Annotated in this window: 14 protein-coding genes; 2 read left to right on the top strand and 12 right to left on the bottom strand. The window is 70.0% G+C overall.

Going from position 1 to position 12585, the window contains the following annotated elements; translation table 11 throughout:
• Window positions 1–39: 39 nt before the first annotated feature.
• On the bottom strand, window positions 40–1926 hold the full coding sequence (locus tag AC3EU2_RS15835; protein WP_488177241.1) for an ABC transporter ATP-binding protein: 1887 nt from the start codon (window positions 1924–1926) through the stop codon (window positions 40–42).
• 116 nt (window positions 1927–2042) lie between these two features.
• On the bottom strand, window positions 2043–3641 hold the full coding sequence (locus tag AC3EU2_RS15830) for an ABC-F family ATP-binding cassette domain-containing protein (RefSeq protein ID WP_488177240.1): 1599 nt from the start codon (window positions 3639–3641) through the stop codon (window positions 2043–2045).
• A 131-nt stretch (window positions 3642–3772) separates the two neighbouring features.
• Between AC3EU2_RS15830 and ypfJ the strand changes: the two genes are divergently transcribed.
• Complete coding sequence (ypfJ, locus tag AC3EU2_RS15825) at window positions 3773–4681, top strand: KPN_02809 family neutral zinc metallopeptidase (protein WP_488177239.1); 909 nt, start codon at window positions 3773–3775, stop codon at window positions 4679–4681.
• A 43-nt stretch (window positions 4682–4724) separates the two neighbouring features.
• Window positions 4725–5039: a hypothetical protein gene (locus tag AC3EU2_RS15820; RefSeq protein WP_488177238.1), complete on the top strand. Its 315-nt coding sequence runs from the start codon at window positions 4725–4727 to the stop codon at window positions 5037–5039.
• A 12-nt stretch (window positions 5040–5051) separates the two neighbouring features.
• On the opposite strand, the gene AC3EU2_RS15815 is transcribed toward AC3EU2_RS15820, so the two are convergent.
• The 10 genes from AC3EU2_RS15815 to AC3EU2_RS15770 are packed head-to-tail and all read right to left on the bottom strand — an operon-like array spanning window position 5052 to window position 12522.
• A complete protein-coding gene (locus tag AC3EU2_RS15815; RefSeq protein WP_488177236.1) occupies window positions 5052–5411 on the bottom strand; it encodes a hypothetical protein in 360 nt (119 codons plus the stop codon).
• Between the two features lie 7 nt (window positions 5412–5418).
• Window positions 5419–5949, bottom strand: coding sequence for an acVLRF1 family peptidyl-tRNA hydrolase (locus tag AC3EU2_RS15810; RefSeq protein WP_488177235.1), 531 nt, complete (start codon window positions 5947–5949; stop codon window positions 5419–5421).
• Between the two features lie 27 nt (window positions 5950–5976).
• A complete protein-coding gene (locus AC3EU2_RS15805; protein WP_035932214.1) occupies window positions 5977–6306 on the bottom strand; it encodes a metal-sulfur cluster assembly factor in 330 nt (109 codons plus the stop codon).
• Entirely contained in the window at window positions 6303–6782 is a 480-nt protein-coding gene (gene sufU, locus AC3EU2_RS15800; RefSeq protein WP_488177234.1) for a Fe-S cluster assembly sulfur transfer protein SufU, read from the bottom strand. The genes AC3EU2_RS15805 and sufU overlap by 4 nt, the downstream gene beginning before the upstream one ends.
• Window positions 6782–8083, bottom strand: a complete 1302-nt coding sequence (locus AC3EU2_RS15795) for a cysteine desulfurase (protein WP_488177233.1) — start codon at window positions 8081–8083, stop codon at window positions 6782–6784. The genes sufU and AC3EU2_RS15795 overlap by 1 nt, the downstream gene beginning before the upstream one ends.
• A gap of 10 nt (window positions 8084–8093) precedes the next feature.
• Window positions 8094–8852: a Fe-S cluster assembly ATPase SufC gene (sufC, locus tag AC3EU2_RS15790; RefSeq protein ID WP_488177232.1), complete on the bottom strand. Its 759-nt coding sequence runs from the start codon at window positions 8850–8852 to the stop codon at window positions 8094–8096.
• Window positions 8853–8858: 6 nt separating this feature from the next.
• Complete coding sequence (locus tag AC3EU2_RS15785; RefSeq protein WP_488177231.1) at window positions 8859–9203, bottom strand: non-heme iron oxygenase ferredoxin subunit; 345 nt, start codon at window positions 9201–9203, stop codon at window positions 8859–8861.
• Window positions 9200–10375: a Fe-S cluster assembly protein SufD gene (sufD, locus tag AC3EU2_RS15780; protein ID WP_488177230.1), complete on the bottom strand. Its 1176-nt coding sequence runs from the start codon at window positions 10373–10375 to the stop codon at window positions 9200–9202. The genes AC3EU2_RS15785 and sufD overlap by 4 nt, the downstream gene beginning before the upstream one ends.
• Window positions 10376–11794, bottom strand: a complete 1419-nt coding sequence (gene sufB, locus AC3EU2_RS15775; RefSeq protein WP_488177229.1) for a Fe-S cluster assembly protein SufB — start codon at window positions 11792–11794, stop codon at window positions 10376–10378.
• Window positions 11791–12522 carry a helix-turn-helix transcriptional regulator gene (locus tag AC3EU2_RS15770; RefSeq protein ID WP_488177228.1) on the bottom strand — a complete coding sequence of 244 codons (732 nt, stop codon included), beginning with the start codon at window positions 12520–12522 and terminating at the stop codon, window positions 11791–11793. Before AC3EU2_RS15770 ends, sufB begins: the two co-directional genes overlap by 4 nt.
• Between the last annotated feature and the right edge of the window lie 63 nt (window positions 12523–12585).

The following is a 12585-nucleotide window of genomic DNA, read 5'->3' as shown; positions in this document are numbered from 1 at the left end:
GAGATGGCCTGAAGACGTCAGTGTCATCCCGCGGAATGACTACGTCGCGGCGTCCGTCGTGAGGATGGCCTGGTCGGAGAACTGTGTCCGGTAGAGGTCCGCGTAGAGGCCGCCGCCGGCCAGCAGCTCGGCGTGCGTCCCGCGCTCGACGATGCGGCCCCGGTCCAGGACGAGGATGACGTCGGCGTGGCGGACCGTCGAGAGCCGGTGGGCGATGACGAGCGAGGTCCTCCCCTCGAGCGCGGTGTCGAGGGCGCGCTGCACCGCCACCTCGCTCTCGCTGTCGAGGTGGGCCGTGGCCTCGTCGAGGACGACGAGCCGCGGACCCTTGAGGAGCAGCCGCGCGATCGCGATGCGCTGCTTCTCGCCGCCGCTCAGCCGGTGACCACGGTCGCCGACCACCGTGTCCAGCCCGGCGGGCAGCCGCTCCACGAGCTCCCAGATCCGGGCTGCCCGCAGCGCGGACTCGATCTCGGCGGTGGAGGCGGACGGTGCGGCATAGAGGAGGTTGGCCCGGATGGTGTCGTGGAAGAGGTGTGCGTCCTGGGTGACCACGCTGACGGTGTCGCGCAGCGACCCGAAGGTGGCCCGGCGCAGGTCGACGCCGTTGACCCGGATCGCACCACTCGTCGGGTCGTAGAGGCGGGCCACGAGCGCGGTGAGCGTGGACTTGCCGGCCCCGCTCGGTCCGACGAGGGCGACCATCTGCCCGGGCTCGATGGTCCCGTCGATGTCGTCGAGCACGACCTCCCCCGCACCCCGGTCGCCCGTCGCGGTGGACTCGAGCGAGCTGAGCGAGACGTCGTCGGCAGCGGGGTAGGCGAAGCCGACGTGGTCAAGATCGACGCGGACCGGACCGGCGGGAAGCGGGACGGCGTCCGCCGCCTCGGCGACCAGCGGCTTGAGGTCGAGGACCTCGAAGACGCGCTCGAAGGACACGAGCGCGGTCATGACGTCGACGCGCGCGTTCGACATCGTCGTGAGGGGCCCGTAGAGCCGCCCGAGGAGGGCCGTGAGCGCGATGAGGGTGCCGACCGACAGGCCTCCGCCCACGGCCATGACTCCACCGAAGCCGTAGACGAGAGCGGTGGCGAGCGCAGCCACGAGCGTGAGACCGACGAAGAAGACGGAGCGGTTCACCGCGATGCGCACGCCGATGTCCCGGACCCGCTCGGCCCGCTCGGAGTACTCGTGGTCCTCGGTGTCCGGGTTGCCGTAGATCTTGACGAGCAGGGCGCCGGCGACGTTGAAGCGCTCGGTCATCCGGGTGCCGAGGTCGGCGTTGAGCCCCATCTGCTCGTGAGCCATGGCTGCGAGGCGTCCACCCATGGCCCGGGCGGGCACGAGGAAGATCGGGACGAGCAGCAGGGAGGCGAGGGTCAGCTGCCAGGACAGGTAGAGCATCCCGCCGATGATGAGGGCCAGCGACACCGCGTTGCTCACGACGCTGGAGAGCACGGAGGTGAACGCCTGCTGCGCACCGATGACGTCGTTGTTGAGGCGCGAGACGAGGGCACCGGTCTGCGCCCTGGTGAAGAACGCGATCGGCTGGCGCATGACGTGGGCGAAGACCTGCGTGCGCAGGTCGACGATGAGGCCCTCGCCGATCCGCGAGGAGAGCCAGCGCGACACAAGGGTCAGGCCGGCGCTGAGGACCGCGATGGCCGCCACGAGGAGCGAGAGGCGGACGACGAGGCCGGAGTTCTTCGGGTAGATCCCGTCGTCGATGAGGGCCTTGAGCAGGAAGGGGGTGGCGACGATGAGCACCGCGTCGACGACGACGAGGGAGAGGAAGACCGCGATGATGCGGCGGTAGGGACGCGCGTAGGAGAGCACCCGTCGGGTCGTACCCGGGGCCAGCTCCTTGGATCGGACGCTCGCGTCCTTGCTCAGGCTGTGGATGGCCTGCCAGCCGGCCATGCTCATCGGGAGTCCGCTCTCATGTCACTGCATCCGTCATGTCGTCGATCCTCGGTCCTCAGGTGCACGACAGGTCAACGGGCTGGAGGCCCGGGCGATTCCGCGTGCGTCGTCCCACGATCTCAGGCGAGGTTGACGAGGTCCTTGTAGTCCGGGCCCCAGAGGTCCTCGACGCCGTCGGGCAGCAGCAGGATCCGCTCCGGCTCGAGCGCGTCCACGGCGCCCTCGTCGTGGGTGACGAGGACGACCGCGCCCTTGTAGGTCCGCAGCGCACCGAGGATCTCGGCGCGCGAGGCCGGGTCGAGGTTGTTGGTCGGCTCGTCGAGGAGCAGGACGTTGGCCGACGAGACGACGAGCAGGGCCAGCGACAGCCGGGTCTTCTCCCCGCCCGACAGCACACCCGCGGGCTTGTCGACGTCGTCACCGGAGAAGAGGAACGAGCCCAGGACCTTGCGGACGTCGGTCTCGCCGAGCTCGGGCGCGGCCGACTTCATGTTGTCGAGCACCGTGCGGTCGACCTCGAGGTTCTCGTGCTCCTGCGCGTAGTAGCCGATCTTGAGCCCGTGACCGGGCTCGACCTGGCCGGTGTCCGGGGCGTCGACGCCGGCGAGCATCCGCAGCAGGGTCGTCTTGCCCGCGCCGTTGAGCCCGAGGACGACGACCCGGGAGCCGCGGTCGATGGCCAGGTCGACGTCGGTGAAGATCTCCAGCGAGCCGTACGAGCGGGACAGCCCGGACGCACGCAGCGGGGTCCGCCCGCAGGGCGACGGGTCGGGAAAGCGGAGCTTGGCGACGCGGTCGGTGGCGCGCTCGGACTCGAGGCCGGACAGGAGCCGCTCGGCGCGACGTTGCATGTTCTGGGCGGCCACGGTCTTGGTGGCCTTGGCGCGCATCTTGTCGGCCTGGGCCATGAGGACGCCGGCCTTCTTCTCGGCGTTCGCCCGCTCGCGCTTGCGACGCCGCTCGTCGGTCTCACGCTGCTGGAGGTACGGCTTCCAGCCGAGGTTGTAGATGTCGAGCTCGGCCCGGTTCGCGTCGAGGTGGAACACCTTGTTGACCACGGCGTCGAGGAGGTCGACGTCGTGCGAGATGACGATGAGGCCGCCGCGGAAGGTCTTGAGGTGCTCGCGCAGCCAGACGATGGAGTCGGCGTCGAGGTGGTTGGTCGGCTCGTCGAGGAGCAGCGTCTCGGCGCCCGAGAAGAGGATGCGCGAGAGCTCGACCCGGCGGCGTTGCCCACCGGAGAGGGTGTCAAGGGACTGGTCGAGGTGACGCTCCTCGAGCGCCAGCGCGGAGGCGATCGAGGCCGCTTCGGACTCGGCGGCATACCCGCCCGCAGCCTGGAACTCGGCGTCGAGCCGGCCCCAGCGACGCATAGCCTTGTCCTGCTTCTCCCCCGTCTCCTCCGCCATGGCGGTCTCGGCTGCCCGCAGGTCCCGCACGATCTGGTCGAGGCCCCGCGCGGAGAGGATGCGGTCTCGGGCGGTGACGTGGAGGTCGCCGGTGCGCGGATCCTGCGGGAGGTAGCCGACCTCGCCCGTGCTCTGGATCTGCCCGGCCGCGGGCTGCCCGACCCCGGCGAGGACCTTGGTGAGGGTCGTCTTGCCGGCGCCGTTTCGCCCCACGAGCCCGATCCGGTCGCCGGCGGCGACGCGGAAGGAGACTCCGTCGAGGAGCAGGCGGGGACCCGCGCGCAGCTCGATCGCGGCAGCAGAGAGCACAGGAGTCCTTCGTCGTGGGTTTTCGTCGGTGTCATCACGAGGCGCACCGCTGGCACACCGCGGGCCTTCTGACGCCTAGTCTAGGTGGCGCCGTGCTCCGCACGGAAAATGCCCACCATGGGAGGACGTGCATGAGCTTCAACGACGACGTCAGTCTCGACACCTCTCAGGTGGAGTCGGGAGGCAGCGGCGGCGGCCCGGGCGGCATCGCCGTCGGCGGTGGCATCGGCGGCATCATCATGCTCATCATCGCCCTCATCTTCGGCATCAACCCCTCCGACCTCCCCACGGGCGGTGGAGGCGGCGCGAGCCAAGAGCAGGTCGACGGGACCTCGACCAGCGGCGAGGCCTTCGAGCGCTGCAAGACCGGTGCCGACGCCGACGCCGACGTCGAGTGCCGCGTCATCGGTACCGTGAACTCGGTGCAGGCCTTCTGGACCAAGGCCCTCCCGCGCTACCAGAAGCAGTGGCAGCCGACCAAGACCGTGCTCTACAAGGGCTCGACCCAGTCGCAGTGCGGCACCGCGAGCAACCAGGTCGGCCCGTTCTACTGCCCCCTGGACCAGAGGGTGTACATCGACGCCGACTTCTTCGCGATCCTCGAGCAGCAGTTCGGTTCCGACGGTGGGGCGCTGGCCCAGGAGTACGTCGTCGCCCACGAGTACGGCCACGCCCTCCAGGACCAGCTCGGCCTCCTCGGCCGCGCCCAGCAGGACCCGCAGGGCGCCAACAGCGGGGCCGTGCGCATCGAGCTCATGGCCGACTGCCTCGCCGGCGTCTGGGCCAAGAACGCCTCGACCGCCGACGGCCCCGAGGGCAAGCCCTTCCTCGAGCCGCTCACGGAGGCCGACATCAAGAGCGCACTGTCGGCGGCGTCGGCCGTCGGCGACGACCGGATCCAGGAGAAGACCCAGGGCCAGGTCAACCCGGAGGCGTGGACCCACGGCAGCGCCGAGGCCCGCCAGAGGTGGTTCCTCCAGGGCTTCAAGACCGGCGATCTCAACCAGTGCAACACCTTCAACGTCGACCGGGTCTCCTGACCTGACCGATCCGCCGCGCACGACCGACGAACAGGAGGCGCCCATGACACCCGAGGAGATCCTCGAGAGGGTGGGAGACCAGGTCGGCGTCCGGCGGGTCTTCGGCAGCCCGGTGGAGCACGACGGGGTCCTCGTCGTCCCGGTGGCCGTCGCCATCGGCGGTGGCGGCGGAGGCACGGACGGTGACGGGGGCGGCAGCGGCTTCGGCGGCATGGTCCGCGGCATCGGGGTGTACGCGATCAGGGACGGGCAGGTCCGCTTCGTCCCCGCCGTCGACACCACCGCGCTCACGGCCCTCGGCGTCCTGCTGGCGGGCCTCGTGCTGCGCACCGTGGCCCGACGAAGGGTCGGTCCCTGAGGCAGGCCGCGGTCAGTCTCCCCCGGGGTGCGCCTTGTCGAGCTCCTGCAGGAGCCGGTGGGCCGCGAGCTCGACCTTCTTGTGCCGCCACTGCGAGGCGCGGAAGACGCAGGCGATGAGCGCGCTGCGGTGCAGCCCGTCGAAGTCGCCGAACGCGAACGCGTGCCGCGCCTTGGTCTCGTCGTTGGCCCCCTCGGTGAGGCCGAGGTGCCAGGCGCCGTAGTCGCGCCACCCGTGCTCCTCGAGGAAGGCGTTCTGGGCGTCGGCGTCGGGCTGGACCTCGCTCCACTCGCTGTCGAGGACCACCTTGCCGGTCGCGATGAGGTCGCGGGCGTGACGCACCGCCGAACGGTTCACCGTGTAGGAGGCCATGCGCCCATCATCGACCCGGACCGTCGTCGATGTGCACCTCGACGGCACGGGACCTGCGCACGACCTCGTCGAGGACGGCGCGACGCGGGTCGCCGATGTCGGCGAACTCCCGGCGCGGCAGCGTGAGCAGCGACGCGAACCGGGGGTCCTCCAGCACCTCGCCGGCGAGCGTGCGGTCTCCGCCGACGACCAGGGCCTGGGGCGTGCCCTGCGACAGGATGCGTTGGGCGTGGTCGGCGACCGCGCGAACCAGCTCGTCGGCCTGGTTGCCGCGACGCCGCGCGAACCGCTGCTGGGACCAGCCACCGGCGGCCGTGCGCGACTGCACGTGGCGCGTCCCGACCTTGTGCGCGACGAGGGTCGACCCGTCGACGAGCGCGACGGCATACCCACCTCGCCTGATGAGCACGACGGCGAGCCACCGGTGCTCGAAACGCGTGACCCCGACGACCCGCTGGGGGCCGTCGGGGTTGTTGGCGTCGAAGCGCTCGCGCCACACGGCATACCGCTCGGGGGCGACCTCGACGACGCGACTCACGCGGTGACGATCACGGAAGGTGACGACTCAGATGTTGAAGCCGAGGGCGCGCAGCTGCTCGCGGCCGTCGTCGGTGATCTTGTCCGGGCCCCACGGGGGCATCCAGACCCAGTTGACGCGGTACGAGGACACGAGGCCCTCGAGCGACTGCTGGGTCTGGTCCTCGATGACGTCGGTGAGCGGGCAGGCCGCCGACGTCAGGGTCATGTCGATGACGGCGTGGTTCTGGCCGTCGACGGTGATGCCGTAGACGAGCCCGAGGTCGACGACGTTGATGCCGAGCTCAGGGTCGACCACGTCGCGCATGGCCTCCTCGACGTCGGCCACGTTGACCGGCGCGCTGGTGGTCTCACTCATGGTGTTCCTTCCTCAGGATCTGTGCCGGTGACCGCAACGCGGTGACCGCTCTGGTGCAACGCATCGGTGAACGCCATCCATCCGAGGAGGGCGCACTTGACGCGTGCGGGGTACTTCGCGACACCGGCGAGGGCGACGCCGTCACCGATGACCTCCTCGTCGCCGGGGTCCTCCCCCTTGGACGTGAGCATCGCCCTCATGGCCTCGAACGTCGTCAGGGCCTCGCTGAGCGGGTGACCGATCGTCTCCTCCGCGAGGATCGAGACCGACGCCATGCTGATCGAGCAGCCGAGCGCGTCGTACGAGACGTCCTCGACGACGGCGGAGGGTCCCTCCCCGACGATGTGGAGACGCAGGGTCACCTCGTCGCCGCAGGTCGGGTTGACGTGGTGGACCTCGGCCTCGAAGGGCTCGCGCAGACCCGCGTGCTGGGGGCGCTTGGAGTGCTCGAGGATGAGCTCCTGGTAGAGGTCCATCAGCTCGCTCCTCGCAGCCGTGGGTCACCGAAGATCTCGGGCACGGTGTCGAGCGCGTCGAGCAGGGCGTCGACCTCACCCGCGGTGTTGTATGCCGCGAAGCTGGCTCGCGTCGTCGCCGCCACCTTGAAGCGGCGGTGCAGGGGCCAGGCGCAGTGGTGTCCGACGCGGACGGCGACGCCGGAACCGTCGAGGACCTGGCCCACGTCGTGGGCGTGCACGTCGTCGACGACGAACGCGACCGTGCCGCCGCGGGACTCGAGGTCGGTGGGTCCGACGACGGTGACCCACGGACGCGCCGCGAGACCGGCGAGGAGGCGCTCGGTGAGCGCGAGCTCGTGCGCGTGGATGCGCTCGATGTCGAGGTCGTCGATGTAGTCGACGGCGGCGGCGAGCCCGATGGCCTGGGCCGTCATCGGCACCCCGGCCTCGAAGCGCTGCGGCGGCGGGGCGTAGGTGCTGCCCTCCATCCGGACGGTCTCGATCATCGAGCCCCCGGTGAGGAACGGCGGCATCGCCTCGAGCAGCTCGCGGCGACCCCAGAGGACGCCGATGCCGCTGGGACCGAACATCTTGTGGCCCGAGAAGGCGAGGAAGTCCGCACCGAGCGCCTCGACGTCGACGCGCAGGTGCGGCACCGACTGGCAGGCGTCGAGGACGACGAGGGCGTCGACGGCGTGGGCGCGCTCGACGAGCTCGGCGACCGGGTTGAGCGTGCCGAGCACGTTGGAGGCGTGGACGACCGCGACGACCTTGGTGCGCTCGGTGAGGAGCGAGTCGAGGTCGGAGAGGTCCAACCGGCCCTCGTCGGTGACGGGGATCCACCGCAGGGTCGCCCCGGTGCGCCGGCACAGCTCCTGCCACGGCACGAGGTTGGCGTGGTGCTCCATCTCGGTGACGAGCACCTCGTCACCGGCACCCAGCGCGAAGCGCTCACTGCCCGGGATCGCCGGGTGCGGCGAGCCCGAGAACGCGTAGGCGACGAGGTTGAGGGCCTCGGTCGCGTTCTTGGTGAACACGACGTCCTGGGCCGCCGCGCCGATGAAGCCCGCGATGCGCTCACGCGCACCCTCGTATGCCGCCGTGGCCTCCTCCGAGAGGGCGTGGGCTCCCCGGTGGGGTGCGGAGTTCAGGCGCTCGTAGAAGTCGCGCTCGGCGTCGAGGACCTGCACGGGCTTGTGCGAGGTGGCTCCGGAGTCGAGGTAGACCAGCGGAGCACCGTCACGCACGGTGCGCGCGAGGATCGGGAAGTCGGCCCGGATGCGGGCGACCTCCTCGGGGGTGAACGGCGAGGCTGTCATGGGTGCCCGCTCAGGCGCTCGCGCCCTGGAACCGGTCGTAGCCCTCGGCCTCGAGGCGGTCGGCGAGCTCGGGACCGCCCTGCTCGGCGATCCGGCCGTCGACGAAGACGTGGACGAAGTCGGGGGTGATGTAGCGCAGGATGCGGGTGTAGTGCGTGATGAGCAGGACACCGGAGTTCGTGCCCTCCTTGGCGCGGTTGACGCCCTCCGACACGATCCGCAGGGCGTCGACGTCGAGACCGGAGTCGGTCTCGTCGAGGATCGCGAACTTCGGCTTGAGGAGCTCCATCTGGAGGATCTCGTGACGCTTCTTCTCGCCACCCGAGAAGCCCTCGTTGACGCCGCGCTCGGAGACCTTGGGGTCCATCCGCAGTTCACCCATGGCCTGCTTGAGGTCCTTGACCCAGGTGCGCAGCTTGGGTGCCTCGCCGTCGATGGCGGTCTTCGCGGTGCGCAGGAAGTTGGTCACCGTGACACCGGGGACCTCGACGGGGTACTGCATGGCGAGGAAGAGCCCGGCGCGGGCCCGCTCGTCGACGCTCATGGCGAGGACGTCCTCACCGTCGAGGGTGACGGTGCCCTGGGTGATCGTGTACTTGGGGTGGCCGGCGATGGAGTACGCGAGGGTCGACTTGCCGGAGCCGTTGGGGCCCATGATCGCGTGGGTCTCACCGGAGTTGATGGTCAGCGTGACGCCGCGGAGGATCTCCTTGGTGCCCTGGTCGGTCTCGACGGTGACGTGCAGGTCAGTGACTGCGAGAGTGCTCATGAAGGTTCAGTTCTCCTGGGTCAGGGCGACGTGGACGTCGTCACCCACGATCTTGACGGTGTGGACGGCGAGGGCGACGGTGGCGGGGGGGCCCGACGGCGCCCCGGTGCGGATGTCGAAGCGCGAGCCGTGGAGCCAGCACTCGAGGGTGCAGCCGTCGAGCTCGCCCTCGGACAGGGAGACGTTGGCGTGGGTGCAGGTGTCGTCCACGGCGTGGACCTCGCCCTCCGCCGTGCGGACGATGGCGATGATCCGGCCGCCCACGTCGGCGGCGACGACCCCCACGGTGGGGAGCTCGTCGAGGGCGCAGACGCGGATGAAGCCGGTCGACGTCGCCTGGGTCTCGCTCACGCGGTCCCCTCCAGCTCGCGGTCGATGGCCTCCATCAGGTGGGACTCGATCTCGGGGACGCCGATGCGGCCGACGATCGAGGCGAAGAAGCCACGCACGACGAGCCGCCGGGCGGTGTCCTCGTCGATGCCGCGGGCCTGCAGGTAGAAGAGCTGCTGGTCGTCGAAGCGACCGGTGGCCGAGGCGTGACCGGCGCCGGCGATCTCGCCGGTCTCGATCTCGAGGTTGGGCACGGAGTCGGCGCGGGCGCCGTCGGTGAGGATGAGGTTGCGGTTGAGCTCGTAGGTGTCGGTGCCCTCGGCGCTCGCGCGGATGAGGACGTCCCCCACCCACACGGTGTGGGCCGAGTCGCCCTGAAGCGCGCTCTTGTACTCGACGTTGGAGCGGCAGTGCGGGGCCTCGTGGTCGACGAAGAGGCGGTGCTCCTGGTGCTGGCCGGCGTCGGCGAAGGAGACGCCGAGCGCCTCGAACGAGCCGCCGGGGCCGGCATACGAGGCGTTGGTGTTGAGCCGCACGATGCTGCCACCCAGGGTGACGGCGATGTGGCGCACCGTGGCGTCCCGGCCGACGACGACGTCGTGCTGGCCGAGGTGCAGGGCGGTGTCGTCCCACTCCTGGACCGTGACGATCGTGACGTCGGCGCCGTCGCCGACGACGACGGAGAGCAGCTCGGAGTACTGGGCGTCGCCCTCGTGGCGCAGGACGATCGTCACCTTGGCGAACTGGCCGACGCGCACGAGGGTGTGGGCGTGCGACAGGGCACCGTCACCGGTGAGGCTGATGCGCACCGGCTCCTCCGGCTGGGCCTCGGCGGGCACGTCGAGGACGGTCACCGACTCGGCCTGGTCGACGGCGACGACCGCGGCGCGGTCGGCGGGCTTCGGAGCACCGCTGGCCATCCACTCCTCGCGGGAGAGGCTGGAGAGGGTCACGCCCTCGGGCAGCGACTCCTCGCGGCGCAGTGCCGTGCCGGCCGTCTCGGCGAAGAGCGACTGGAGCCGGTCGACGGGGGTGAAGCGCCACTCCTCCTCGCGGCCGGACGGGACGGGGAAGTCCGCGACGGCATACGAGGTGGTGCGTTCGGCGCGCGACTGGTCGGGCACGAAGGCGGCGACGGAGTCGGTGTGACCGGGGTACTCGCTGGTCTGGGGCTTGCTGGCCAGAAGGCTCATTTAACCTACGGCTCCTTCCATCTGAAGCTCGATGAGCCGGTTGAGCTCGAGCGCGTACTCCATCGGCAGCTCCTTGGCGATCGGCTCGACGAAGCCACGCACGATCATCGCCATCGCCTCCGTCTCGGACATGCCTCGGGACATGAGGTAGAACATCTGGTCCTCGGACACCTTGGAGACGGTGGCCTCGTGGCCCATCGTCACGTCGTCCTCGCGGATGTCGACGTAGGGGTAGGTGTCGGAGCGGCTGATCGTGTCGACGAGCAGGGCGTCGCAGACGACGCTCGACTTCGAGCCGTGCGCACCCTCCATGATCTGGACCAGGCCGCGGTACGAGGTGCGGCCACCGCCACGAGCCACGGACTTCGACACGATCGTCGAGGAGGTGTTGGGCGCGGCGTGGACCATCTTCGAGCCGGCGTCCTGGTGCTGGCCCTCGCCGGCGAAGGCGACGGACAGCGTCTCGCCACGGGCGTGCTCGCCCATGAGGAAGACGGCGGGGTACTTCATCGTCACCTTGGAGCCGATGTTGCCGTCGATCCACTCCATCGTCGCGCCCTCGGCGCAGGTCGCGCGCTTGGTGACGAGGTTGTAGACGTTGTTGGACCAGTTCTGGATCGTCGTGTAGCGCACCCGGGCGTTCTTCTTGACGATGATCTCGACGACGGCGGAGTGCAGCGAGTCCGACTGGTAGATCGGCGCGGTGCAGCCCTCGACGTAGTGCACGGAGGAGCCCTCGTCGGCGATGATGAGCGTCCGCTCGAACTGGCCCATGTTCTCGGTGTTGATCCGGAAGTAGGCCTGCAGCGGGATGTCGACGTGGACGCCCGGCGGGACGTAGATGAACGAGCCACCCGACCACACGGCGGTGTTGAGCGAGGCGAACTTGTTGTCGCCGGCCGGGATGACCGAGCAGAAGTACTCGCGGAAGAGCTCCTCGTGCTCGCGCAGGCCGGTGTCGGTGTCGACGAAGATGACGCCCTTCTCCTCCAGGTCCTCACGGATCTGGTGGTAGACGACCTCGGACTCGTACTGGGCCGCGACGCCGGCGACGAGCCGCTGCTTCTCGGCCTCGGGGATGCCGAGGCGGTCGTAGGTGTTCTTGATGTCCTCGGGCAGGTCCTCCCAGGAGGTCGCCTGCTTCTCGGTGGACTTCACGAAGTACTTGATGTTCTGGAAGTCGATGCCGGTGAGGTCGCTCCCCCACGTCGGCATGGGCTTCTTGTGGAACAGGCGGAGGGACTTCATGCGGAGGTCCTCCATCCACTGCGGCTCGCTCTTGCGCCGCGAGATGTCCAGGACGACCTCGTCGTTGAGTCCGCGTCGGGCGTTGGTGCCAGCAGCGTCGCTGTCCGCCCATCCGAAGTCGTAGCGCCCGAGGTCTTTGAGACCCGGGTTGAGCTCTTCGATGGTGCTCATCGAGTGGACCCTTCTGTGGTGGGGACGAACGTCGTGCACACGTGATCTCCGTGCGCGAGGGTTGCGAGTCGTTGGACGTGCACGCCGAGGAGGCGCGAGAACGCGTCCGTTTCAGCGTCACAGAACTGGGGAAATTCCCGGGCGGCGTGCTGGACCGGGCAGTGACCCTGACAGAGCTGTATGCCGGCCAGCCCGGTGGGTGCGCTGTCGCCGCTCGTGCCCGTGCGGCCGACGGGCCGGGCGGAGGCGGCGAAACCGTCACGCGTCAGCGCGGCGACGAGCACGTCGACCCGCTGCGCGGTGTCGGGGCCCGCCGAGGCGAGCTCTGCGGCATACCGCTTCTCGACGGCACCGACGCGCGACTCGGCGAAGCGCCTGACGGCGTCGTCGCCCGCCTCCTTCGACAGGAAGCGCAGCGCCTCGGACGCGAGGTGGTCGTAGTCGGACTCGAGGGCCTGGTGACCGCCCTCGCTGAGGACGAAGGAGCGCGCCGGGCGACCGCGACCGCGACCCGGCGACGCCGCGCTCTCGCGCTCGTCGATGAGCCCTGCCTCGGTGAGGTTCTCGAGGTGGCGACGGACCGCGGGGACGGTGAGCCCGAGGTCGCCGGCGAGAGCCGTGGCCGTCACGGGACCGCGCTCACCGATGGCCTGCAGGACCCGGTCGCGCGTGCGCGACTCGAGGACCTGCGGCACCACGGCGGTACGCGCGATATTCACAACGTCCATGTTACGTAATTGCGCAGGGCTTGGGAAACGAAGGTGGCCCTAAGCCACCCTCGCGGGCGCGTT

It is taken from the genome of Knoellia sp. B-D-2, from assembly GCF_057714695.1.
Note: the sequence above shows the minus strand (reverse complement) of the source record. Positions and strands in the feature narration are given on the sequence as shown.

Bases quoted from the DNA above. Each gene is read 5' to 3' on its own strand.
- AC3EU2_RS15835 (WP_488177241.1), bottom strand. From the start codon at position 1,926: ATGAGCATGGCCGGCTGGCAGGCCATCCACAGCCTGAGCAAGGACGCG.
- ypfJ (WP_488177239.1), top strand. From the start codon at position 3,773: ATGAGCTTCAACGACGACGTCAGTCTCGACACCTCTCAGGTGGAGTCG.
- AC3EU2_RS15820 (WP_488177238.1), top strand. From the start codon at position 4,725: ATGACACCCGAGGAGATCCTCGAGAGGGTGGGAGACCAGGTCGGCGTC.
- AC3EU2_RS15815 (WP_488177236.1), bottom strand. From the start codon at position 5,411: ATGGCCTCCTACACGGTGAACCGTTCGGCGGTGCGTCACGCCCGCGAC.
- AC3EU2_RS15805 (WP_035932214.1), bottom strand. From the start codon at position 6,306: ATGAGTGAGACCACCAGCGCGCCGGTCAACGTGGCCGACGTCGAGGAG.
- sufU (WP_488177234.1), bottom strand. From the start codon at position 6,782: ATGGACCTCTACCAGGAGCTCATCCTCGAGCACTCCAAGCGCCCCCAG.
- AC3EU2_RS15795 (WP_488177233.1), bottom strand. From the start codon at position 8,083: ATGACAGCCTCGCCGTTCACCCCCGAGGAGGTCGCCCGCATCCGGGCC.
- sufC (WP_488177232.1), bottom strand. From the start codon at position 8,852: ATGAGCACTCTCGCAGTCACTGACCTGCACGTCACCGTCGAGACCGAC.
- sufD (WP_488177230.1), bottom strand. From the start codon at position 10,375: ATGAGCCTTCTGGCCAGCAAGCCCCAGACCAGCGAGTACCCCGGTCAC.
- sufB (WP_488177229.1), bottom strand. From the start codon at position 11,794: ATGAGCACCATCGAAGAGCTCAACCCGGGTCTCAAAGACCTCGGGCGC.
- AC3EU2_RS15770 (WP_488177228.1), bottom strand. From the start codon at position 12,522: ATGGACGTTGTGAATATCGCGCGTACCGCCGTGGTGCCGCAGGTCCTC.